The sequence below is a fragment of the Rhodospirillum rubrum ATCC 11170 genome (assembly GCF_000013085.1).
Classification (GTDB): domain Bacteria; phylum Pseudomonadota; class Alphaproteobacteria; order Rhodospirillales; family Rhodospirillaceae; genus Rhodospirillum; species Rhodospirillum rubrum.
Window position 1 is genome coordinate 3,553,639 of the sequence record NC_007643.1, and the last position, 23,531, is coordinate 3,577,169.

Below are 23,531 nucleotides of genomic sequence, written 5' to 3' on the forward strand. Positions count from 1 at the left end.
CCCCATCCCCGCCCGGGTCAGCCGTTCCGCCCCAAGGCGGAGCGGAGACGGGCGCGTGCCAGGAATACCATCCGGGCGCGCCGGGGCAGCCCATGGGCGACCGCCCTGGCCATCAAACTCAGCCCCAGATCTTTCCGACCATCCAGATAAACACTCCGCGCCATCCGCCACAGACGGGCGCGGAGGATGGCATCGCGTTCCCCCGCCGAGAGCCGGGCGCCCAACCCGCTGACCAGGGCCTCGAAATGGGGCAACCACAGGCTTGCGGCCAGGGCGCGGTGGCGGGCCATATGGCTGTCGGCGGACAGGCCGTAGCGCACCAGAACCTCGGGCAGGGCGATCACCGGCCCTTGCAGGGCAAGGCGGATCCACAGATCCTGATCCTCGCCAACCACCAGCCTTTCATCAAAGCCGCCGGCTTCGATCAGGGCGGCGCGGCGGGCGACCACGCAGGGCGTGCCGACGTAGCAATCAAGCAAGATCTCCTTCCAGGCCTCGGCCCCGCCCTTGATCGGGCGATCCTCATAGATGGTGGGATGGGCGGTCCGCGCGGGCGCGTCCTCGCCGACCCATTGGGCATCACAACAGCAGAGCACGGCGTCTGGCGACGCGCGCAAGGCGGCCATCTGCCGGGCCAACTTGTCGGGAAGCCAGACGTCGTCGGCATCGAGAAAGGCGACGAAGGGTTCGCCGGCGGCGGCGATGCCGGCGTTGCGCGCCGCCGCCGGCCCGCTCCCCCGCCCCGTGCGGTCGATCACCGTCACGGGGAAGGTCTTGGTGGCCATCCGCGCCGCGATCTCGGGCGTGGCGTCGCTCGATCCGTCGTTCACCACGATCACCTGACGGGGCGCCAGGGTTTGCGCCCGCACCGAGGCCAGGGCCCGGCCGAGGGTGGCTTCGGCGTTCCAGGCCGGAATCACCACCGACACCTCGGCGCCGCCCGGGTTCATGGCAGGGCGGCCAGCGGCCTTGCCGGCGCCAGGGCCGCGTCGTCGGAGCGCAGATCGGCGGAGCGCTCCGGCGACACCATGCGGGTCTCCGCCAGCAAATCGGCGCAGCGCGTGGGCCGCATGCCGCAGGTGTCGATGGCATAGGCCAAGGTGGCGAAGGCCCGCTCGCGCACGGCCCGCGCCGCCGCCTCATCGGGGGCATAGTCGTTGCCGCCGCCATAGAGCGAGGTGTGGTGAACGGTGAAGGTGGCGATCGGCGCCTTGCGCAGGGTCAGTTCATGGGCGAAGGCGCGCAATTGCGCGGTGGTCAGATCTTCCGAGGAAAAGCGCACCAGGGTGCCCAGCGACGCCAGCGGCGAGGCCCATCCCTTCGGTCCACGCCGCCCCGACCAGCGGAAAAGCGCCTGGGACAGCGCGAGCGGGCCGCGCAGGAAGCGCAAGGTGGTGGCCGGGATCGTTAGCACGTCGCGCCCGGGTCCGGCGCGGAAGGGGGCGCCGCTCAAAGCCGAGAAATCCGGCCCGCCCTGCGGGCTCGCGCCGAAACCGGCGCAGGGGCTGAGATCGACCCGTAGCCCCATCTCGGCAAGAAGCGCCGCCGTCCGCGCCCCGCCGCCCCAGCGCCCGGCGCGGTGCAGCAAGGGCGCCTGCCCCATGCGCTCGGTAAACAGCGCGATCAGCGCCTCGAGTTTACGCCGCTCCACGTGTTCGGGCAGATTGCACTGATAACTGTTGAAGACATTTGGATGCTCCCAATAGGGCGGCGTCACCCAGCCGTGCAGATGGATCCCGACCTCGGCCTCGCCACGCTCAAGGCAGCGGCGCAGGAAGGCGCAGATCACCGGATCGCCCAGCATCGGATAGGTCGCCAGATAGACCGGCGACACCCCAAGCCCCCGGCATCCGGCATGAAACTCCTCCAGGGCTTGCCAGCCTTTGATCTGATAGCCCTCGCGCGAAAAGGTCGACCAGTCGAAGGCCTCTTCCAGATCGACGCTGACCAGCAGCCGGGTCGGCCCGTCCAGGCTAAGGGAGGTAATGTCACCGGGCTGATAGGCCGGCTCGGGCGCGTCTTTGCGGGCGTTCAGGCTAACCTCGACGAAACGGCGCGCCACCGCCGGCCAACCATAGCTCAGGGCCCTTTTCCAACCGGCCTCGGCCATCCGCGCCGCGCCGGGGGCATCGGCGAGCAGGGTGTTGACCGCCAGGGCGATGGCTTGGGGATCGCCGCCATCGACGATCAGCCCGGTCTCGCCATCGACCACCGCCTCGACCGTTCCCCCCGCCCCGCCGGCGACCACCGGCGTGCCACAGGCGTTGGCTTCCAGGAACACCAGACCGAAGCCTTCGGTATCGCCATTGGCCAGGGTGCGGCAGGGCAAGGCGAAAACATCGGCCAAGCGATAAAGCGCCACCAGCCGCTCTTGGCTGATCGGCCCCAGGAAGGAGACCTGGTCTTCGCCCAATCCCAGGGCGCGGGCCAGTTCCTCCAGCGACAGGCCCAGCGGCCCGCTGCCGGCGATGACCAAATGGGCCTCGGGGATGCTGGCGGCGATGGCGGGAAAAGCACGGATCAGGCGGTCGATGCCCTTGCGCTCCACCAGACGCGAGACCGCCAGCACCACCTTGCGCCCCACCGCCGCCGCCGGCAGAGCGCGCGGATCGAGCGGCCCCTCGCGGTTGAAAATCCCCAGATTGACGCCATTGGTAATAACGGAAACCTTGGCCGGATCGATGTGGAAGCGGGCGACGATCATGCTTTTGCAAAACAGGCTGACCGCCACCACTTTATGGGCATGGCGCAGCCAAATCGCCCGCTTGGCCATCAACAGACCCAGCCCGTCCTCCGAGATTTCCTCGCCGTGGGTATAAAGAACCACCCGCCGCCCCAGAAGATAGCGCAGCGGCAAAACCATCCAACCGTTCTGCACCAGCTCGCCGATGCACACCACCTTGACCCGGTAGCGCACGATCAGCCCGATCGCCGCCGCCAGGGCCCTGGCCATCACCGGCAGGTCATAGCGCAGGGCATCGGTCAGATGCCCCAGCCGGGATCGCGGACCTTGGGGAATGGGCGGACGCAGGTAATCGACGCGATGCACCGGGTAGCCGCAGGCGCGGTCATGGCTGTCGGTGCCGGGGTGGACTTGGCCGGTTTCATGGTTCCGCCGGGGCGCCAGCACCACCACCTGCTCGGAGGCGTTGCGGCAAATCTGGTCGTAGACCACCGAGGACCCGCCGATCACCGGCGGGAAATTGCTCGACAGAAACAGGATGGATCGCCCGCGCCCCATGGTGTCGCCTTTCTTCACGCGCTGAAGTCCCCTTACTGCGCCGGCCGATATTCATAAGCCCCAACATCGGCCGCGCCGATCTGCACGCGGGCCCGCCCAAGCAGCGGCGATAGGTATTCCGCCGTCGGAATCAGGGCGGCGGGCAACACCGCCCCGGCATCGACCGCCGGCGAAATCGAGGTCAGGCGGAAATCAAGCACATCGGCATTGACGAACCCCGGATCGCCATCCGTCACCGTCAACCCCGGCGTCGCCGCCGCCGCCTGACCATCCAGGGCCTTGAGCAGGCCCGTCGCCTTTTCGCGCAGCCCGGCGCTGCGCAGCTGCAGATTGCCCGCCAGTTCCGCCGGACCGCTGACCGCCGTGCCCTGGCCGACCATGAAGTTGTTCGACAGCACGGCGGGGGTCGTCGTATCGCGATTGGCGAAGAATCCGCCGGCGCTACGGTTGTTGACCAGGGTGTTGTGAATGGCGGTGAGACGGCTTCCGGCGACCTTCTGACCTTCGGCCGCATACATCACGAAGGTGCCATTCGAGGCCTTGGCGCTTTTTTGCATGACATTGCCGACCACCAGACTGTCCCCGCCGTTGGACAAATCGATGGTGTAGCTGGCGGTGCCGTTGGCGCCATCGGCCAGGAAATTATAGGCGATTTCATTCGCCGCGGCGCGGGTCTTGATCTGATGGCCGACCTTGGCGCCGTAGCTGGCGCTGTAGCGCATCACGAAGCGCGCCGCCGTGCTGATATAGATGTTGTGGGAGCGGCCGTCGCCATAGCCATTGGCATAGAATTCCGAGCTTTCGATCAGAATATTCGCCCCGGCCCGCGAGGTGGCCAGCAGGCCGTTTTCGTTATCGTGGAATACGCAGCCGATGATCCGCAGATCACCGCCCTCATGGCGGATCCCCGCGCCGTTGCGGTCGCGGACGGCGGCCTTGGAGAAATTGATGCCGCTGATGATGACGTTGTTGCCGGTCGTCAGCCAAATGGCCTTGCCCTGGGTGAGAGAGGCGCCGCCCACCAGCACCACCGGCCCGCCAACCGCGCGGATCACCAGATCGTTCTGCTTCCACACCGTGGTATCGGCGCCATAATCGCCGGCCTGGATCTCGACCGTATCACCATTGACCGCCGCCGCCGCCGCCTGGGAGGGCAAGGCGTATTGCCCCGTCGGACCAACGGTGAGGGTGCGAGCCGCCGCCAGCGACGGCACCGCCAGCAGGCCGGCAAGGCCGAGCGCGGCGGCTTTCCATCCCCATGACGCCCGGGGGCGGACGGCGGTGAGGGCGAGCATCGGGGATTGATCGTGGTGTCGCATGGGAAACCTGCCGTTCATGGGGTCCCCCGCTCGCCAGAAACAGCGAGCGGTGGGGCCGATGGAGGGGCAAAGCCCCGGACAAAGCGCACGGGCGCGGAGCCGTCGGGCGGCCTCGCACCGAAAAAGGCGAAAAAACCGACAAGCCGGGCCGATCTCGGATAAGGGCGCCAAAGCCTTCTCCCGGTCCATCGCCTCGCTCCTCAAACCGCGGCCACCCGCGCCGGGCGCAGGCTGGCCAGAAGAAGGGCGCGGATCTCCCGGGGAAGGGCGAAACGGAACAAAACCATGCCCAGCAGGCCGTAACAGACCAGGGCGGCGGTGAACAGGGCGGGGAAGCTATGGGGGATGCTGACCATCACCGCGACGATCGGCAGATGGCACAGGGCCACCACCGCCAGAGCGCCCGCCACCAGACGATAATAGGTGCCCACGCCGAGGCCGATCCTGCGGCAGGCATAGACCGGCAGCACGCCCATCTTGACCACGACCATCGGGATCGCCGTGCCCAAGGCCACCCCGAGAATGCCGAAATCGCCCACCAGCAGCAGGCTGATCGCCAGATTGGCCACCGCCTCGGCCAGATTGGTCCAGGCGTCGAAGGGATGCTTGTATAGCGCGCTTAGAACCTCGCGGGTCGGCGCCTGGATCAGCAGGGCCGTCAGACCGACGGTCAGGGCGGCCATGGCATGATAGCTGTCGATGAACTCGGGCCCCAGCCACAACGGAATAAAGATCCATCCGGCGCTCAGCACGCCGCCGGCGGCGCAAGCGGTCGCCAGGGTGGCGAAGCGGGTGAACAGCAAGAACTTCTCGCGCATGTTCTCGCGGTCATCGAGCGCCGCATAGCCCGAGAACACCGGCCCGCACAGCGTGAAAACGCGATCGATCAGCGAGATGAAGGTATCGGCCAGCCGCGAGGCCGCCGAATAATGGGTGACGGCGCTTAGGCCCAGAACCGGGGCGATGATGAAATTATCCATCCGGTAGCGCGCCATATCGCCGATCTTCACCACGAAGACATGCTTGCTGAAGTGAAACAGCTCGATCAACGTCGCCCGTCGCACACCGCCCGGGCGGACCGACAGCCAGGGAAGAACCCGGGCGAGCAAAAGACGCAAGGCGGCCGCCTCGAGAACGGTGATCGCCAGGGTGATCGCCGCCAAAGCCGCCAGCCCGCGCCCCTGGTCGATGACCAGCACCACCGCGCCAACCCGCAGCAGGGCGCGGCCGATCTCGATGACGCTGAGCCAGGCGAACGACATCCGCGCCATGACCGTTCCGCGGACGACGTTGAGCGGCAGCGACAGACCGACCATCCCCCCCATGATGGCCAGGGCGAGGGCGAATTCGTCACGGCCGGGGCCCGGCGCCATCACCAGCGGCGCGCCGCCGGCCAGGATCAGGCTGAGGGCGAAGGCGACCCCTCCGGCGATCAGGAACAGCAGGGCCGCGGCCGAAAAGATCTCGCCCGCCCGCGCCCGGTCGTCTTGGGCCAAAGCCCCGGCCATGTAACGCTGCGCCGTGGCCGACAGGCCGAAATCAAGCAACGAGAACTGGGCGATGATGGTGCCGATCAGCGCCCATAGCCCATAACGTTCGGGGCCCAGGGCATGGATCAGGAACGGCATCAGAAAGAAGGCCGATACCACCTCGACGACAAAGGCCACCATCGCCAGGGCGGCGCCGACGACCAGGGCCCGGCCTTTCGCCCCGCCGCCGGTCATGGCAGGGCATCCCTCGGCGGCGGCAAGGCGGCGCGGCGCGGCCGGCCGCGCCCCGGGACTTGGCTTTTCACCGGTTTCGGTTTCCAGACGACCGGCGGCGGGTTGGCCAGAACCCAACTGGCCATCACCGGCAACAGGGCGACGAAATAGAAAAGATCGAAGAAGGCCAGATCGAGAAAGGCACCGCCGGCGGCATAGCCAACCAGACTGACCTGGGACATCGCGCCAAGATCGCGGGCCCAGGCCAGTTTCGGATCACCGGCGCATTGACGCGACAGCGCGCCGGCCTTGAAAAACCCCAGCGCCAGGGTCGCCAGAAACAACCCCAGGCCAACGAAGCCATGCTCGCCCAGAACCTGGAAATAAATGCTGTGGAAAGCCCGGTTGATCCCGGCCTCGGGGGAAAACCGCAAAAACACATCCCGGTCGACATTGATGCGGAACCCGCCACCGACCAAGGGCCGCTCCACCGCCAGATTGAAGGCGAAGGTCCAGGCGTCGAGGCGGCCCATGGCCGATTCGTCCTCCTGATAATCACTGATGGTGTTCATCCGGTCGTGCCAGCTCTCGGGCATCAGGAACAGCCCGCCAATGGCGAAGGTCGCCCCCAAAGCCAGGATCATCAGCCGCTTGCGCGAGCGCACCAGCATCCAGAAAAACATCGCCACCGACGCCAGCAGGGCGCCGCGCGAAAACGAACCAAGGACCGACAGCGCCGTCAGCCCCATCGCCCCGGCCAAGCCAAGGCGGATCCAGCGGTTGGCCGATTGCAGATGCAGATAGCGCATCAGGGGCAGGGTCATGATCAGGGCGGCGGCCAGGGAGTTGTTGTCGCCGATCATCGTCGTTGGCGGACCGACCACCCGCCCGCCACCGCCGGTGACCAGGGTGAACAAGCCGCCACGCACCCCATAAAAGCCGATGCTGACGACCAGGATCCACACCAGGGCGTGCAGGCGCTGCCGGCTGCGGATCAGCGCCAGACCGACCAGCACCATCAGGAACATCTTGATCGTGCGGTCCCACAACGGAAAGGCCACGTCCGGGCGCAGGGCGAAGACCGTGGTCACCGACACCCAGAAGGCCAAAAGCAGGATACAGATGACGATGGGATCGCCGGGCAGGCGCTTGGGCTCGCGCGAGGCGAGCAGCCCGATCAGCGTCGATCCGGCGACCAGCAAGGCGACCGGCGCCGATGAAATGAAGCCATAGGCCATCTGATGCGGGTTCATCAGCGACACGACGCACCAGACGAACACGCCCACATAGGGCCGGACGATGATCAACGGCAGGCTGGAAACCAGCAATAGCGCGAGCAGCAGATCCCGCATGCCCTGTCCTTTTCCCCTCCCCCGTCGGCGGGTGGAGTCGTCTCGATCCCGCATCGAGCGCTGCGCCAGCTTATCGGAAGGCGTTCTTCCGGTGAAAGGGAAGAGAGCTCCCCAAGCCCGGGGAAAGCCGGGACCCCAAAGGAGAAACGGCGGTATTCCCCAAGCGAATACAGAAGGGTATCGCCAATTTCAGGGGGGTGGGGCGGTTTTTCCAAGCCAAAGCCGGCACGGCCATGTCCTCGCGGGCCCCGATGGGCCAAATAAACGCCAATCCTTTGCTCTAAAAGACTTTTTGCGGATTTCTCGATTTTGTCGGAATTCTTTACAACCGCGCCGAACAGCGGTGAATCGGCGGAAACCCTGGCTGGTTCTGGCCGGAAAGGCGTTTTGCCGGCTTTCCGCTGTCGGAAAACTTTACAAACTCGCCCCCCACTTCGCTTCTTATTTCTGTCAACTTATTGAATTTTAAGGTGTTATTTTCTTTGGCACGACGGGTGCATTCCTAACGGTGCAGAAACAATCCCATCGAGGTCGCCCATCGGCCTCAGCCCATGCGAGGAGGCACCATGACCCGTCTACTGTCCAAGAGCGGCCTCGGTATCATCGCCGCCGTCGCCCTGTCAGCCGCCGCGCCGGCAAAAGCCGATGTGGTCGCCTACAGCAGCTTCAGCATCTCCAACGCCGGCCTGTATTACACCAATTCCGTCGGCGGCCTGACCCAATTGCCGGCTTCAAACAGCGGGTTCGGTGTCAATACCGGCAGCATCACCAACAATGCGGTGAACGTTGCGCTGGCCGGAACTCTCAATGACTACAAGTCGGGGATCGGCGGCGGCACCGGCAATCTGAACATCGACCCCCAAATGGCCGTCATCGGCTCGGGCGCCTTTGGTCAGAACAATTTCGGGCGGGCCTCCGTTACCCCGGGCAACGAGTTCACCCGCGCCGACTCGCGCCTCACCGGCTCGCTGGCCTCGTTCCCCAACAGCAATTTCCTGGCCTCGCAGACCGTCGCCGAAACCCGCCTGACGGGCGACAACAACACGGCCGCGTCGGCTTCGACCGGCAGTTCGGGTGGCATCTCGTTCAACTTCACCCTGAACGGCGACACCTACAATAATCTGACCCTGCAGCTTGACGCGGTTTTGTCGCTCTATGTGGCGATCACCGGCGAACCCGACAGCCAAAACAACGCGACCGCTTCGGCCAATCTGGTCCTGCGTCTGACCAAGGCGAACGACACGACGGTCGTGCGGGAACTCAATATCAACGACATCCTTGGCGGCACCTCGATCCCCACCGTCAATGCCTCGCTGAACGGAACCAGTGACAGTCTGGATCTGAGCACGCCGGGCCGCATCGCCTTGGGGCTTGGCACCCTCGCCCCCGGTTCCTGGACGCTCTCCATCGTTCAGACCGCCTCGGTATCGGCCGGTTCGACCACCGTCCCCGAGCCCGGCGTGCCGGCGCTTCTGGGAACCAGCATCCTTCTGGTCGGCGCGCTGCTGCGGCTGCGTCGTCGCGAAGAGGGCGGCCTGGGCGCCTGAGTCGCCGCTCTTCCGTGACGAGCACTAAGAACGCCGACGTCCCCAGGGCGTCGGCGTTTCGTTGGATCAAAGACCAGGGTCATCGGGCCCTTAAGACGGGAAAAGTCAGCAAAGGGGACTGGTGATGAAGGGCTCTGGACGCCGCGGTGAAAGCCTCGCACAGTCCTGTCCCGGTCTTTCGACCTTGTCCGCGCCACTGCTTTTTTGACCATCCGCCCAGTTCCTCCACCCCAGGCCTTAAGGGGATCGCCCGTGCCGTCGACCCGTCGCCCCGCCGCCGAAAAAACGCCCGCCCTCCGCCCGGCGGAGAGGGGAGATCGCGCGCGGCCGCTTCGGGTGCTGGTCTTCTCGACGCTCTATCCCAATGCGATCCACCCCCACCATGGGGTCTTCGTTGAAAACCGTCTGCGCGCCCTGATCGACCGGGGCGGCTTCGAGGCGCAAGTGATCGCCCCGGTTCCCTGGTTCCCCTCCACCCATCCGCGCTGGGGCGCTTATGCCGATTACGCCGCCGTTCCCCGGCGCGAGGTACGCCACGGCATCCCGGTTTTCCACCCGCGCTATCCGGTGCTGCCCAAGATCGGCATGACCCTGGCGCCGCTGCTGATGGCCGGCGCGCTGTGGCCGGGGATGGAGCGCCTGTTGGCCGAGGGACCGGCGCCCGATGTCATCGATGCCCATTACGCCTATCCCGACGGCGTCGCCGCCGCCGTTCTCGCCCGCCGTCTCAATAAGCCCCTGGTCATTACCGCGCGTGGGACCGATATCTCGGTGATCCCGCAGTATCGCCTGCCCCGGCGCATGATCGTGTGGGCGGCCGGTCAGGCGGCGGCGATGGTCGCCGTCTGCAAGGCGTTGAAAGACGAAATGGTCGCTATCGGCATCGCCGAGGGCGCCATCACGGTTTTGCGCAATGGCGTGGATCTTGGGGTGTTTCAGCCCCTTGACCGCGCCCAGGCGCGCCGAAGCCTTGACCTGGCCGAGGAGGGACCGCTGATCGCCAGCGTCGGCCATCTGATCGAGCGCAAGGGCCACCATCTGGTGATCGAAGCCCTGGCCGCCCTGATCAAGGGCCCCCTGCCCACGCTCAGGCTGGTGATCGCCGGCGAAGGTCCCGAACGCGATCGGCTGGAGGATCTGGCCAAAGACCTGGGCGTCGCCGCGCGGGTGCGCTTCCTTGGCCGCGTCCCCCATGAGGGATTGAGCGCGGTTTACAGCGCCGCCGACGCCCTGGTGCTCGCCTCGTCGCGCGAAGGCTGGGCCAATGTCCTGCTTGAAAGCATGGCCTGCGGCACGCCGGTGGTGGCATCGAACATCTGGGGAACACCGGAAGTGGTAACAACCCCCGCCGCCGGCGTGTTATTGAAAGAGCGGTCGGCTGAGGCCATCGCCCAAAGCGTGGCGGGGCTGCTGGCCGCGCCGCCCCCCCGGGTAGCGACCCGGGCCTATGCCGAACGATTTTCCTGGGATGAGACCGCAAGCGGTCTGGCGGCCCTGTTTTCGCGGGTGAGCGGCCGTCCGGTCCCGGTCTCCGGGCAACCGGCGGTTTCCCCCGCACGCGTTGGATCATGAGGAGCGGAGAGCGATAATGGCACGGTCACTGAAACGGTTCTGGTCGACGACAAGCGCCCTCGCCCTGGTCCTGGCGCTCGCCGCCTGCAACGACGAGGCCAAAGACAAGGCGCGGGCCTCGGCCAAGGCCTATGACAGCGCTATCACCGCTTGGCGGGCCGGCGACCAGAAGGCGGCGCTGATCCATGTCAGCAACGCCCTCAAGGCGGCGCCCGACAACCGCGACGCCAAGATCCTGATGGGCGAGATCACGCTCTCGGGCGGCGATGTCTGGTCGGGCGAAAAGCTGCTCAAGGAGGTCCGCGACGGTGGGGCGCCGGCCGAGACATGGCTGCGTCCCCTGGCCAAATCCCTAATCCTTCAGCAGAAATTTGACGAAGCCCTGACTCTTGCCCGCTCCATCCCGGAAACCGAGCTGGTCGGCGCGGTAAAGACCATCGAAGGCCTCGCCCTGTTTGGCAAAGGCCAGGACGGGGCGGCGCGGCTGGCCCTGGACAAAGCCCTCGACATCGACCCGGCCGACAAGGACGCCCTGATCGGCGCGGCCCAGATCGAAACCATGGCCGGCCATCAGGACGCCGCCCGCGCCCTGCTCGCCCGAGCGGCGGCGGCGGCGCCCGATGATGTCGATGTGCTGGTGGCCCAGGCCGATACCGCGCTCAGCGCCAATGATCCGGCGGCGGCCGAGGGGCTTTTCTCCCAGGCCGCGGCCCGTCTGCCGCTCAACCCGCTGATCCGCCTGTCGCTGGCCCAGGCCCAGATCGAGGCCGGCAAGAACGCCGAGGCCCGCCAGACGCTCAATACGGTGCTGGCCGATATTCCGGCCCACCCCTGGGCGCTGTACCTGCGCGGCCTCACCGCCTATCGCACCAACGATATGACCGCCGCCGACAAGGATCTGACCGCTGCCCTGGCCTTGGCCAAGACCCTGCGCCCGGCGATTTTCCTGGCCGGGGTGGTCAAATACAACATCGGCGAATACGAACAGGCCTCGCGGCTGCTTGCCGGGCTGACCGAGACCGAGGGCAAAAGCAACAAGACCGCCGATGCCGTGCGCGCCGCCGCCCTTTTGAAACTGGGCCGCGACGACGAAAGTTATCGTCTGCTCCGCCCCTTGGCCGCCGGTGACGGCGAAACCGCCGATCTTTACGCGATGGCCGCCGTCGCCGCCCAAGGAGCCGCCGCCATGGCCGACAGCGAAGGCTATTACCAGAAAGCCGTTGTTCTGCGCCCCGACGACCCCGCCTTGCTGACCAATCTCGGCATAGTCAAACTGGCGCGCGGCGACACCACCGCCGGCGAAGACACCTTGAACCGGGCGGCCGAGCTTGAAGGCGACGACAAGAAGGCGCTGCTGCTGCTGTTCTCCTCGTTGCTGCAGAAAAAGGACTTCGACAAGGCCGAGGCCCTGGCCGGGGACACCAAGCGGAAATATCCCGATCGCGCCTGGGGCTGGACGATGGACGGCATGATCCAGGCCAGCCGGGGCGACACCGCCATGGCGCGCGCCGCCTTCGAAACCGCCGTTCGCAAAGAGCCAACGGCCGGTGACGCCGTGCGCAATCTGGCCCTGACCGCCCTGCAGTCGGGCGATACCGAAGGCGCCCGCGGCGTGGTCGAAGGCTATCTGCGGACTAATGCCGGGGATTCGGCGATGGCGATGATCGCCGCCGCCGTGGCCAATAAGCGCAATGATCTGGTCGCCGTCGAAAAATGGCTGCGTCAGGCCCTGGAGCGCGATCCGGCCAACATGGAGGCCGCCAGCAATCTGGCGTCGCTGCTGACCTCGACCTCCCGTCCCCAGGCGGCAATCATCGTCGCCCAGGACGCCCTGCGGATTTCTCCCGATACTCCGGCGGTGATGGAAGCCCTGGGCAAGGCCCAATTGCTGATCGGCGATTATACGGCGGCGGCCGATGTGCTGCGCCGGGCGGTGGCGATCAAACCCAGCGGGCTGACCTATTATCTGCTGGCGACCGCCTATCTCAATCTCAACGACCCGCCCCGCCTCAAGGAGGCCCTGGAGTCGGTGGTCAAGCTGCAGCCCGATCATGTCGATTCGCGGGTGATGCTGGCGACCATGATCGTTGATGGCGGGTCTTTGAGCGACGCCAAGACCGCCGTCGAGGGCGTGACCACGGATTTCCCGGGCGATCCCCGGGCCCAGGAGGTTCGCGCCCGCTATCTGGCCAAGGCCGAGGGGCCGGCCAGCGCCATCACCTTCCTTGAAGCCTCGCTGACCGATCCCAACACCCGTCCGCGCAATCTCGTCATGCTGCTGGCCTCGGCCTATAATGAAAAGGGCGATGGCGCCAAGGCAAGCAGCCTGCTTGAAGACTGGGTGGCCAAGAACCCCGATGACTACCCCGGCCGCCTGTCGCTGGCGACCCAGCAGATCGCCGCCAATCAGTTGGAAAAGGCCAAGACGACCCTGGAAAAAGGGCTGGAGCGGGTTCCCAACGACTGGATCGCCCGCAACAACCTTGCCGAGGTGATGCTCCGTCTTGGCCAGACCTCGGCCGCCTATGACCAGATCGTCATCGCCCGACGCTCGGGGGGACCACAGCCGGCGCTGCTTGATACCGAGGGCCAGATCCTGCTCAAGATGGGCAAGGCCAGCGAGGCCGTCGAGATCCTGCGGCTGGCGACGATCGATCGCAACGCCCCGCCCACCTATGGCCTGCACCTCGCCCAGGCCCTGGCGGCGGCGGGCAAGAAAGACGAGGCCGGCGAGCGTTTGCGGGCCTTGCTCGACAAGAACAACGCCTTCGAGGGGGCCGAACAGGCCCGGGCGCTTTTATCCGAGTTGCAGGGATGACGTTCCCGCGGAACGGGCGTCATAATGCCTTTCTGTCGATCCTTCTGCGATAAAGCGGAGCACCCATGACCGACATCACGCCCCCATCCTTCGAAGCGACCGGCTTGCCGCCGACCGCCTCCGATCCGCCCGGCGGCCTTGACGCCGCCACCCCGACCACCGTCCCGCCGGGCGCCGGCGCCCTATCGCGCCGACGCTTCGTCGGCGTCGCCCTGGCTGTTCCACCACTGGTCGCCACCCTGTCCAACCGGCCGGCGATGGCCCAAAGCCCCGGTGGCCCGGCCTGCACGCCTTCGGCCTATGGGTCGATCACCGCGCCGGGGGGAACCTCGCTCGATCACAGCGACCAATGCGTGGGCGGAGCCTCGCCGCGTCAGTTGGGGCAGTCGATTCGCCGCGAGGGCCGCTCGGTCTATGACGGCTATGTTTTCGCCAGCCTGCTCGGCACCACCTGGGGGGATGGCAAAAAAGACTGGGACCGCACCGTCACCTTCACCGATGTTCTGACCGGCAAGGTCGGCGACCGCTATGATTTCGGCAAGGCGCTTTGCGCCGCCTATCTCAACATCGAACGCGGCACCATCACCTTGCCGCTGGGCGAGTTGCGGACGATGGCCGGCGCCTTCAGCCATCGCAGTTCGCCCCATCGCCGGGGTTATTTCCTGCGCTCGACCGGCCAGTCGTGGAGCTTGGCCGAGGTCAAGGAGTTCCTCGACAACACCTATCGGCGGGGGTGACGACGCCCGTGGCGGAAGACAGCCCCGGCCCCCTCGACCAGAGGGTCCGCCGTCGCGCCGATCTGTCGTGGCGGATCTGGCCCGATGGGGCGGTGGTCTATGACCCGTTGTCGGGCGACGTTCATCTGCTTGATAACGACCTGACCGCCCTAGCCCAGGCGACGCCCCTTGACGCCGACTTGCCGATGGCGGCGATCGCCCGGGACACCCTGGAGGGCGCAGACTGCGCCCGAACCCTGGCCGATGGCTGGACGGAGGAGGTGGTCACCTGGTTTTCCCAGGCCTTTGACGATCTGCTGAGACGGAGGATCCTTCGATCTCCCCCCCCTTAGGCTCCCCCCCCTTAGACGACATCGCCGTTTTAGGCGACCTGAGCGACCGGGTGTTACGCCGGCGGGCCGGCGGCGAGGGGCTTGGCCTTGTCATCGGTCCCTATCAGGTCCGCCTGAAAACCCGCGCTCCCTCCCTGCTGCGCAGCCTGCGGCTTCTCTATGACGACGCCCCCTTGAGCGACGACGCCTTCCATGATTTCCATATCGACATCGCCGCCCCCCGCGGCTGGCTGCGCCCTTGGCGGCGCCAGGCGGTCTTTCGGCTTGATGGCCTGTCGACCTTCGAGCCTTTGCCCGAGGCCCACGCCCCCATCCTATTCGAATGGGCCTTGAACTGGTGCATCGCCACCCTGGCCCATGATCACGTCATTCTTCATTCCGCCGTGCTGGAAAAAGACGGCCGGGCCGCCCTGTTGCCGGCCCCCCCGGGCTCGGGCAAAAGCACGCTTTGCGCCGGCATGGTCGCCGCCGGCTGGCGCCTGCTGTCGGATGAAATGGCTTTGATCGGCGTGACGGATGGCTTGCTCAGCCCGATTCCCCGGCCGGTCAGCCTCAAGAACGCCTCGATCGAAGTCATTCGCGCCCGCGCCCCGCGGGCGACCTTCGCCCCGTCGATCCCCGGCACGCCCAAGGGCACCATCGGCCTGATGCGCCCGCCGCGCGAAGCCATCGTCCGCCGCAGCCATCGGGTGGCCCCGGCCTGGATCTTGTTTCCGCGCTGGCAAGCCGGCGCGCCGCTGACCCTGACGCCCCGGCCGATGGCCTCGGCCACCTTCGATGTCTTGCGCAACTGCTATAACCTTGCCGTCCATGGACAGGCGGGCTTCGACCGGTTGGCCGATGTCGTCGGCGGCTGCGCCTGCTTTGACCTCGCCTATGGCGATCTCGATGAGGCCCTGGAGCGGCTGGCCGGTCTGGCGGTGACCCGATGACCGCGATGCCCCCCTTGCTTTCGCCGCTTCCCACCACGCCGTCGCGCCTGCTGCCCGCGCTTCTTGACGACCCGCGCCGGGCGGGCGAGCTTGATGGCGCCACCTGGGACCGGCTGATTCCCTTGGCCCGCCACGCCGGAGTCCTGGGCCGCCTGGGGTATCTGATCGATGCCGCCGGCCTGACCCCGGCTTTGCCGGCGGCGCCGGCGCGCCATCTGCGTAGCGCCCTGCTCCTTGCCCAACGCCATCAGCGCGAGGTGCATTTCGAGATCACCGAGCTGGCCGCGGCGCTGCGGCCGCTGGGCGTTCCGCTGGTCCTGCTCAAAGGTGCTGCCTATGTGCAGGCCGCCCTGCCGGCGGGCTGGGGCCGCACGTTCCAGGATATCGATTTCTGCGTACCGCGCGCCCGCCTCGCCGAGGTCGAAAACGCCCTGATCATCGCCGGCTGGCATCCAACGGAAAAAAACGCCTATGACCGGGGCTATTACCGCCGCTGGATGCACGAGATCCCACCGCTCCGCCACGCCGTTCGCGGCACGGTCATCGATGTCCACCACGCGCTGACCCCTTTGACGGCGCGCCGCCCGGTCGACGCCGCCGCCCTGATGGCCCGCGCCCGGCCCACGGCGATTGACGGCGTTCGCCACCCCACCCTTGCCGATCTCGTGGTCCACAGCGCCGTTCACCTGTTTGACGGCGGCGAATTCGACCGGGCACTGCGCGATCTCTCTGATATCGCCTTGCTTCTCGGCGAGGGGCGACGGGGCGATCGGGGCTGGCTGGAGACCCTGGCCGAGGTCGCCCGCGCCAGCGGAGTCGAAAAACCTGTAGCCCATGCGCTGTTTCACGCTGCCCGGTTGTTCCCTCTCACCGTCGGCCCCCTCGATACGCGTGCTGCGTCGCCGCAGAAAAGGCCGATCCTCGACGGCATTCTGACCCAGACATTTTGGCCGAACCTGCCCGCCGATCAACCTATAGGCGCCCGTCTGGGCAATGCCTTTCTTTATATCCGAGGCCATGCCCTGAGGATGCCGCCCCTTCTTCTGGCGTATCATTTCGCTACCAAAATTTCTTTTCGTATAAATATTTCCTTAAGCAAAAATCGACTTAGAGAAAACTTACCAAAGGCTAATAAAGACGTCTGAAACAAAACAAAGATTCCAATCCCTTTCTTAAGCGGAACTATAAAATAAATAGTGTTTTCTCTGAGCATTCTCTCCTATATCATGCGGCAAATCGACTCGATATCTCCTGATACCTCTCGAGAATCGAATCGATACCTTTCAGCCATTGCCATACGGCGAGCGCCCCCGCAAACGCGATATGGAAGATTAGAGAAAGGTATATCCATGATAAAAATTCTCGGTCACCACATATCCACACTATCCATAACCCTAGCCCTGTATGAGACGCTCATATTCATGTGCGTTCTCTATTCCTTTATTTTCATAATGAGCTTCTTTTTTAACATACCTGTTCCAGAGAAGCTTTCTATGGTCATCCTTTTGGCTCTGACCGCCACTATAGCCGCCGGATCCCTTGGCCTATACAATCAAAGGCTCTTTGGAGACTTTAAAGAATTCATCTGGCGCATTGCTTTAACATTACCTCTTATCCTTCTGGCTGTATTGTTTGTTTCATTCGCCTACGGCGAGATAACAGCCACGGATCAATCGCCGTTTTATCTGGCCGCCGCCTTTGGCATTCCCGCCGCCCTGCTCCTGGTCGTTCTCGGCCGGGGAATCTGCTTCCGCATTCCGGGGATCAAGGCGTTTCGTCGGCGGATCCTGGTCTTGGGCACGGGCGAAATGGCCGATCGGCTGGCGGCGCTGGAAACCTCGCAACCCTATCGTCATTACGAGATCATCGGCTTTGTCGCCCTGGGCGACGACCCCGCACCCCTTGGCGAAAAATGGCGGGTCTTCGACCGCAATTGCATCGAAACCCGCCACGATCTTCTGAAGATCTGCGCCGACCACAACATCAACGAGGTGATCTTCGCCGCCAGCGAACGCCGCCGCGCCAATTCCAGCACCTTCGGCCTGCCGGTCTGGGATCTTTTGGAATGCCGGCTGATGGGCATTCATGTCGCCGAATACGCCTCCTTCTGGGAGCGCGAGACCGGACGCATCGATCTTGATCACCTGCGGCCGGGTTGGCTGATCTTTTCGGAAGGCTTTCGCAACAGCAGCCGGCGGATGATCGCCAAGCGCTTCTTCGACGTGATCACCGCCTTGTTGCTGGTCATCCTCAGCCTGCCGGTGCTGGTGGCGGCGGCCATCGCCGTGAAGCTGAGCAGCCCGGGACCGGTCTTCTACCGCCAGGAACGGGTCGGGGTGAACGGCAAGCCCTTCAACCTGATCAAGTTCCGCAGCATGCCGATCGACGCCGAAAAGAACGGCCCGGTCTGGGGCACCGTCAAGGATAAGCGGGCGACCGGCGTCGGCTCCTTGCTGCGCCGCACGCGAATCGACGAGATCCCCCAGGTTTTCAACGTGCTGCGCGGCGACATGAGCTTCATCGGCCCCCGCCCCGAACGCCCCGTCTTCGTCGAAGAGCTCAGCCGGGAACTCGACTTCTATGGCGAGCGTCACGCGGTGCGCCCGGGGATCAGCGGCTGGGCCCAGATCAACTATCCCTATGGCGCCTCGGTCGCCGACGCCAAACAGAAACTGTCTTACGACCTTTACTACATCAAGAACGGCTCGCTGTTCCTCGACATCATCATCTTGTTCCAAACCTTCCGCGTCGTTCTATGGCCGGAGGGATCGAAGGAGAAAGCCGGGGCGGTCGTCCGCTAAGGAAAGGGGCGCTTGATGGTGATGGTCGTCGGATATTGCCTGGCCTGCGCCGCGTTCCTGGTGCTGATCGTCCAGGCGGTCAGCGGGCGCAGGCGGACCGGTCGCGAAAGGCTGGTTCTGGCCATGCCTTTGGTCGCCGGCGCCCTGTGGGCGGGGGTGACCGCGGCCCGCGCCGTGGTTCCCCTGCCCGATTGGGCCTTCGTCCTGGCCGAGATCGGCCGCGCCGCCTGCTGGATCGGCCTGCTGGCGGCCATCGTTCTTGAAAACCGCGAGCGGCGGCTGTTGGCGGTCTCGTTGCTGACCATCGTCCTCGGCGGCGGCGCCGTCATCCTCCACGCCGCCCTGCACGATCGCGACGCCTTCTGGTCGCTGACCTTATCAAGCCTGTTGCTCTACACCATCGCCGGCTTCGTCCTGCTCGAGCAACTCTACCGCTCGGCCCGCGAGCAGCAGAAATGGATGATCAAGCATCTTTCGATCGCCCTGGTCTGCTTTTTCGGCTTCGATCTTTACTTCTTCTCGACCGCCCTGGTCATGGGGGGCCTCGATATCGATCTGTTGACGGCGCGCGGCTACGTCGCGGCTTTTCTGGCGCTGATGGCGACGGTTTCGATCAGCCGGCTGAACGGCCATTCCGAACGCCTGCACCTGTCCCATGGCGCCGCCTTCCAATCGATGATCCTGGTCGCCTGTGGCCTCTATCTGGTCAGCATGGCCGCCATCGGCTACTACCTGCGCCATATCGGCGGCGCCTGGGGCGGGCCGCTTGAGATCGTCTTTTTCTTCGCCACTCTGGCGCTTCTCGGCATCGGCCTGTCCTCGGGCGCGCTGCGCGCCCGCCTGCGGGTGATCGTCAGCAAGCATTTCTTCAAATACCGCTATGACTACCGCAACGAATGGCTGGGCTTCACCGCCACCATCACCGGGGCGGGCAGCGAAGGATTGCACGAGCGCATCGTCAAGGCGGTCGCCGCCATCATCGAAAGCACCGGCGGCGCCTTGTGGACCCGCAGCGTCGAAGATGGCGTTTTGCTGCCGACCGCCCGCTGGAACATGGGGGCCTCGCCGCTGCCGGCCATTCCCCTCGACTCCTCGCTCTGCCGCTATCTGCAAAGCCAGGCCTGGGTGGTCGACCTTTCCGAGGCCCTGACCTTCCCCGACCGCTACCCCGGCCTGACGCTGCCCGACTGGCTGGCCGAGCATCCCCGCGCCGGGCTTTGCGTGCCGCTGATCCTGCGCGAGGAACTGCAAGGCGTGCTGGTGCTCGGCCCCTTGCGGGCGCCGCGCAAGCTGGTGTGGGAAGACCTCGACATATTGAAAACCGTCGGCTGCCACGCGGCGGGCTATCTGTCGGAAGAACGCGCCCTCAACCGGCTGTCCGACGCCCAGCGCCTGGACGCCTTCAACCGCCGCTTCGCCTTCGTCATTCACGACATCAAAAACGTCGTCAGCCAGATGTGCCTGATGGCCAAAAACGCCGAGCGCTTTGGCGACAACCCGGATTTCCAGAAGGACATGATCGCCACCGTGGTTCATTCCGCCGATCGCCTTCAGAAACTTCTTCAAGATCTCAAGGCCGCCGGCCAGACCCCCGACCCGGCGGCCCTGTCCCCCGCCGCCGTCCCGCTGGCCGAGGTGGTGCGCGAGGCCGGGGAGCGCTGGCGGGCCCTGAAACCCGACCTGCTGGTCGACTTGGCCCCGGATTGGGCCCCGAACTCGGCCATCGTCTGCTCGGGGCGCGAGATGGCATCGGTTCTCGATCACCTTTTGCAAAACGCCATCGACGCCGTCGCCACCACCGGAGGGACGGTGCGCCTGTCCCATCGCGAAGGCGGCGGTCAGGCAATCGTCGAAGTCGCCGACGAGGGGCCGGGAATGGAGGACGCCTTTATCGCCGACGGCCTGTTCCGACCGCTGAATTCGACCAAATCAACGGGTTTGGGAATCGGCGCCTTCCAGTGCCGCGAGATCGTACGCCGCATGGGCGGACAGTTGACCGTCACCTCCGACCGGGGACGGGGCACCCGCATGACCGTGTTGCTGCCCGATAGGACCGCCCAGGCCCGCCGAGGTGCGGCATGACCGAACCGCTCCCCCGCCTGCTGATCGTCGAGGATGATCTGGGTGTGCAGTCCCAGCTCAAGTGGAGCTTCTCCGACGAGTGGCTGATCGATGTCGCCGCCGATCGGGCCAAGGCGCTCGAGATCGCCGCGCGCACCCCGCCGACCATCGTCATCCTCGATCTAGGCCTGCCCCCCGAGCCCAATGGCGCGGGCGAGGGGCTGGCGACCCTGGAAGGGCTGATCTCGCTTAATCCGCTGACCAAGGTCATCGTCTCAAGCGGCAATGAGGACCACCGCCATGCCCTGTCGGCCATTCGCCTGGGGGCCTATGATTTCTATCCCAAGCCGGTCGACATCGAGCATCTGCGGCTGATCACCGCCCGGGCGGCCCATCTGCGCCGCCTTGAAGAGGAAAACCGCCAGCTCGCCCGCGCCGGCCACGCCGGTCCCTTGGCCAATGTCATCGGCGAAAGCGCCGCCATCCAAGCGGTCTGCCAGATGGTGCGCCGCGTCGCCTCGACCACGGTGAACGTGCTGTTGCTAGGCGAAAGCGGCACCGGCAAAGAGGTTTTCGCCCATTCCCTCCATCAGCTCAGCGGCCGCGCCGGCCAACCCTTCGTCGCCATCAACTGCGCGGCCATCCCCGAAAACCTGCTTGAAAGCGAGTTGTTCGGCCACGAGAAGGGCGCCTTCACCGGGGCCTTGCGCCAGACCACCGGCAAGATCCAGCAGGCCAATGGCGGAACCCTGTTCCTTGATGAAATCGGCGATATGCCGCCACCCCTTCAGGCCAAGTTGCTGCGCTTCCTGCAAAGCCGGGTGATCGAGCGGGTCGGCGGCCGGCAAAGCCTGGAGGTCGATGTCCGCATCGTTTCGGCCACCAACCGCGATCTTGGCGCCTTGATCGAAAAGGGCGAGTTCCGCGAGGATCTTTATTACCGCCTCGACGAGGTGAAGATCGCCCTGCCGCCTTTGCGCGACCGCATCGAAGACGCCCCCCTGCTCGCCCAGTATTTTCTCGATTCCTTCGCCGCCAGCATGGGCCGCAAGGTGACCGGCTTCAGCTCCGACGCCCAGGTCGCCCTGTCGGCCCATCCCTGGCCGGGCAATGTCCGCGAACTGGAAAACCGGGTGAAACGGGCGGTGGTTCTGGCCGAGGGACGGCTGGTGACCGCCAAGGATATGGATCTGGTCGGCGGCGCCATGCCCACCCTGCGCGAGAGCCGCCGTCGGGCCGATTATCAGGCGGTCACCACCGCCCTGTTGCTGGCGGGCAATAATCTTTCGCTGGCGGCCAAGTATCTCGGCATCAGCCGACCGACTTTATACGACTTGATCGAGACCCATAACATTCACGTTTAATGACCCCGGGACATCAGGCCGGGACATCAGGACTGTTCAGTGATGGCCGATATTCTTTTCCTGTGCCAGCGCATCCCCTTCCCTCCCACAAAGGGGGACAAGATCCGCTCGTTCCATATTCTTGACCATCTCGCGCGCCGCCACCGCATTCACCTTGGCACCTTCGTCGACGATCCCGAAGATCGCGGCTTCGAGGCCGATCTGAAACGCTATTGCGCCGATGCCCTGGTGCTGCCCTTGGATCGCCGGGTGGCGACGGGGCGGGCGCTTTTGGCGCTGCCCAGCGCCACCCCGCTCAGCATCGCCTTTTACCGCGATCGCCGCATGCAGCGCTGGGTCGACGGGGTGCTGGCCCGCCGCCCGGCGGCGGCCTTCCTGTTTTCCTCGGCGATGGCCCAATATGTGGTCGGTCATCCCGCCGCCCCGCCCCGGGTGGTGATGGACTTCGTCGATGTCGATTCCGAGAAATGGGCGGCCTATGCCCGCGATCGCCAGGGGCCACGGCGCTGGGTCTATGCCCGCGAGGCCAAACGCCTGCTCGCGTACGACCGCCAGATCGCCGCGCGGGTCGATGCCTCGCTGTTCGTTTCGCAAGCCGAGGCCGATCTGTTTGGCACGCTGGCGCCCGAAAGCGCCGGGCGCATCCACCCCCTGTCCAACGGCATCGATACCGTTTTCTTCGATCCGACCCTGACCTATGCCGATCCCTATTCCCCGGGCAAACCGGTGCTGGTTTTCACCGGAGCGATGGATTACGAGCCCAACGTCAAGGCGGTTTGCTGGTTCGCCTCCCAGGTCCTGCCGCTGGTCCGCGCCGCCCGGCCGGCCGCCGAATTCTGGATCGTCGGCGCCAATCCCGCGTCGGCGGTGCGCGCCCTCGACCGCCATCCCGGGGTCACGGTCACCGGCCGCGTCGCCGATATCCGCCCCTATCTCGCCCATGCCGATGTGGCCGTCGCCCCGATGTTCCTCGGCCGGGGCATTCAGAACAAGGTTCTGGAAGCCATGGCGATGGCCCGGCCGACGGTGGTTTCGGCCGAAGCGGTGGAAGGGATCGGCGCGGGCGATGGCGCCGAGCTTCTGGTCGCCCCGCTTTCACCCCGGGGCTTCGCCGATGCCACGCTTGAGGCCCTGGCCCCCGGAGCCGCCGCCCTCGGCCAGCGGGCGCGGCGCTATCTGCTTGATGCTTTCGCCTGGGAGCGGACCATCGCCCCCTTGGGCGCCTGTCTTGGCCTGCCGTGATGGCGCCCCCCCGTCGATGGAGGCTCGCCGGTCTAGCTCCGCCGCATCAGCTTCTGCAAAAGAACGCGGACAAAAACACCGACCAGCGCGCCCGTTCCATTGGCGGCGAAGTCGCCCCACGAGCCAAGTCGACCGGGGATCGAGCCTTGGGCGATCTCCAACCCGCCACCAAGCCCGGCGGCCATGCACACCGCCAACCAGGGCGGCAAGCGGCAGGCCAACAGCAGCGCCAAGCCGCCATAGGCCGAAGCATGAATGATCTTGTCAAAGCCGAAGGTGGGCGGCGGCCCCATGTTCGGAGCAAGGGAACCGATGGTGATCGTCAACACCGCGAGCACAATGCAAAGCCAAACCCAAGAGCTTCGCAGAAAAACGGCAAACAAACCGACGGCCCGATCCTGTGAAGAGCGCGCTTTGATTCGATCGCCCAAAGGGGCCGCGGCCACCGGCGGGGAAAGCGGGTCCCTATCAGGAAGTGACATGAGAACACCTTGTCTGTTCGGGCAAGAA

General features: G+C 65.7%; 17 protein-coding genes. 11 read left to right on the forward strand and 6 right to left on the reverse strand.

What is annotated here, in order from left to right:
* Positions 1–17: 17 nt before the first annotated feature.
* The 5 genes from RRU_RS15955 to RRU_RS15975 all read right to left on the reverse strand — a co-directional run bounded on the left by RRU_RS15955 (position 18) and on the right by RRU_RS15975 (position 7,615).
* Positions 18–950, reverse strand: coding sequence for a glycosyltransferase family 2 protein (locus RRU_RS15955; RefSeq protein WP_011390838.1), 933 nt, complete (start codon positions 948–950; stop codon positions 18–20).
* Positions 947–3,259: a glycosyltransferase gene (locus RRU_RS15960; RefSeq protein ID WP_011390839.1), complete on the reverse strand. Its 2,313-nt coding sequence runs from the start codon at positions 3,257–3,259 to the stop codon at positions 947–949. Before RRU_RS15960 ends, RRU_RS15955 begins: the two co-directional genes overlap by 4 nt.
* A gap of 14 nt (positions 3,260–3,273) precedes the next feature.
* Positions 3,274–4,536, reverse strand: coding sequence for a right-handed parallel beta-helix repeat-containing protein (locus tag RRU_RS15965; protein WP_014626511.1), 1,263 nt, complete (start codon positions 4,534–4,536; stop codon positions 3,274–3,276).
* Positions 4,537–4,760: 224 nt separating this feature from the next.
* The gene (locus tag RRU_RS15970; protein WP_011390841.1) at positions 4,761–6,284 is read right to left on the reverse strand and encodes a lipopolysaccharide biosynthesis protein; all 1,524 of its coding nucleotides are present in this window, start codon (positions 6,282–6,284) and stop codon (positions 4,761–4,763) included.
* Positions 6,281–7,615 (reverse strand): putative O-glycosylation ligase, exosortase A system-associated, encoded by a 1,335-nt coding sequence (locus RRU_RS15975; RefSeq protein WP_011390842.1) that lies wholly within the window; start codon positions 7,613–7,615, stop codon positions 6,281–6,283. The genes RRU_RS15970 and RRU_RS15975 overlap by 4 nt, the downstream gene beginning before the upstream one ends.
* 566 nt (positions 7,616–8,181) lie before the next feature.
* On the opposite strand from RRU_RS15975, the gene RRU_RS15980 reads away from it, so the two are divergent.
* From RRU_RS15980 to RRU_RS16030, 11 genes are all read left to right on the forward strand, one after another.
* A complete protein-coding gene (locus tag RRU_RS15980) occupies positions 8,182–9,162 on the forward strand; it encodes an EDSAP-1 family PEP-CTERM protein (RefSeq protein WP_011390843.1) in 981 nt (326 codons plus the stop codon).
* Positions 9,163–9,414: 252 nt separating this feature from the next.
* A complete protein-coding gene (locus RRU_RS15985; RefSeq protein ID WP_011390844.1) occupies positions 9,415–10,734 on the forward strand; it encodes a glycosyltransferase family 4 protein in 1,320 nt (439 codons plus the stop codon).
* A 16-nt stretch (positions 10,735–10,750) separates the two neighbouring features.
* Positions 10,751–13,552, forward strand: coding sequence for an XrtA/PEP-CTERM system TPR-repeat protein PrsT (prsT, locus tag RRU_RS15990; RefSeq protein ID WP_011390845.1), 2,802 nt, complete (start codon positions 10,751–10,753; stop codon positions 13,550–13,552).
* A gap of 65 nt (positions 13,553–13,617) precedes the next feature.
* Positions 13,618–14,289: a hypothetical protein gene (locus tag RRU_RS15995; protein WP_011390846.1), complete on the forward strand. Its 672-nt coding sequence runs from the start codon at positions 13,618–13,620 to the stop codon at positions 14,287–14,289.
* Positions 14,290–14,297: 8 nt separating this feature from the next.
* Positions 14,298–14,621, forward strand: coding sequence for an HPr-rel-A system PqqD family peptide chaperone (locus RRU_RS16000; protein WP_011390847.1), 324 nt, complete (start codon positions 14,298–14,300; stop codon positions 14,619–14,621).
* A gap of 50 nt (positions 14,622–14,671) precedes the next feature.
* Positions 14,672–15,553: an HprK-related kinase A gene (locus tag RRU_RS16005; RefSeq protein WP_011390848.1), complete on the forward strand. Its 882-nt coding sequence runs from the start codon at positions 14,672–14,674 to the stop codon at positions 15,551–15,553.
* Positions 15,550–16,698 carry a nucleotidyltransferase domain-containing protein gene (locus RRU_RS16010; RefSeq protein ID WP_011390849.1) on the forward strand — a complete coding sequence of 383 codons (1,149 nt, stop codon included), beginning with the start codon at positions 15,550–15,552 and terminating at the stop codon, positions 16,696–16,698. Before RRU_RS16005 ends, RRU_RS16010 begins: the two co-directional genes overlap by 4 nt.
* Positions 16,699–16,902: 204 nt before the next feature.
* Positions 16,903–18,354, forward strand: coding sequence for a TIGR03013 family XrtA/PEP-CTERM system glycosyltransferase (locus RRU_RS16015; RefSeq protein WP_011390850.1), 1,452 nt, complete (start codon positions 16,903–16,905; stop codon positions 18,352–18,354).
* Between the two features lie 15 nt (positions 18,355–18,369).
* Positions 18,370–20,436 carry an XrtA/PEP-CTERM system histidine kinase PrsK gene (prsK, locus tag RRU_RS16020; protein ID WP_011390851.1) on the forward strand — a complete coding sequence of 689 codons (2,067 nt, stop codon included), beginning with the start codon at positions 18,370–18,372 and terminating at the stop codon, positions 20,434–20,436.
* Positions 20,433–21,779 (forward strand): PEP-CTERM-box response regulator transcription factor, encoded by a 1,347-nt coding sequence (gene prsR, locus RRU_RS16025; RefSeq protein WP_011390852.1) that lies wholly within the window; start codon positions 20,433–20,435, stop codon positions 21,777–21,779. The genes prsK and prsR overlap by 4 nt, the downstream gene beginning before the upstream one ends.
* Positions 21,780–21,821: 42 nt before the next feature.
* Positions 21,822–23,021 carry a TIGR03087 family PEP-CTERM/XrtA system glycosyltransferase gene (locus RRU_RS16030; RefSeq protein WP_011390853.1) on the forward strand — a complete coding sequence of 400 codons (1,200 nt, stop codon included), beginning with the start codon at positions 21,822–21,824 and terminating at the stop codon, positions 23,019–23,021.
* Positions 23,022–23,053: 32 nt separating this feature from the next.
* Here RRU_RS16030 and RRU_RS16035 read toward each other — a convergent pair whose 3' ends face one another.
* Entirely contained in the window at positions 23,054–23,359 is a 306-nt protein-coding gene (locus RRU_RS16035) for a VanZ family protein (protein ID WP_162470629.1), read from the reverse strand.
* Positions 23,360–23,531 lie beyond the last annotated feature (172 nt).

Bases quoted from the DNA above. Each gene is read 5' to 3' on its own strand.
- RRU_RS15970 (WP_011390841.1), bottom strand. From the start codon at position 6,284: ATGACCGGCGGCGGGGCGAAAGGCCGGGCCCTGGTCGTCGGCGCCGCC.
- RRU_RS15995 (WP_011390846.1), top strand. From the start codon at position 13,618: ATGACCGACATCACGCCCCCATCCTTCGAAGCGACCGGCTTGCCGCCG.
- prsR (WP_011390852.1), top strand. From the start codon at position 20,433: ATGACCGAACCGCTCCCCCGCCTGCTGATCGTCGAGGATGATCTGGGT.
- RRU_RS16010 (WP_011390849.1), top strand. From the start codon at position 15,550: ATGACCGCGATGCCCCCCTTGCTTTCGCCGCTTCCCACCACGCCGTCG.
- prsT (WP_011390845.1), top strand. From the start codon at position 10,751: ATGGCACGGTCACTGAAACGGTTCTGGTCGACGACAAGCGCCCTCGCC.
- RRU_RS15980 (WP_011390843.1), top strand. From the start codon at position 8,182: ATGACCCGTCTACTGTCCAAGAGCGGCCTCGGTATCATCGCCGCCGTC.
- RRU_RS16015 (WP_011390850.1), top strand. From the start codon at position 16,903: ATGATAAAAATTCTCGGTCACCACATATCCACACTATCCATAACCCTA.
- RRU_RS16030 (WP_011390853.1), top strand. From the start codon at position 21,822: ATGGCCGATATTCTTTTCCTGTGCCAGCGCATCCCCTTCCCTCCCACA.
- RRU_RS15955 (WP_011390838.1), bottom strand. From the start codon at position 950: ATGAACCCGGGCGGCGCCGAGGTGTCGGTGGTGATTCCGGCCTGGAAC.
- RRU_RS15975 (WP_011390842.1), bottom strand. From the start codon at position 7,615: ATGCGGGATCTGCTGCTCGCGCTATTGCTGGTTTCCAGCCTGCCGTTG.
- RRU_RS15965 (WP_014626511.1), bottom strand. From the start codon at position 4,536: ATGCTCGCCCTCACCGCCGTCCGCCCCCGGGCGTCATGGGGATGGAAA.
- prsK (WP_011390851.1), top strand. From the start codon at position 18,370: ATGGTGATGGTCGTCGGATATTGCCTGGCCTGCGCCGCGTTCCTGGTG.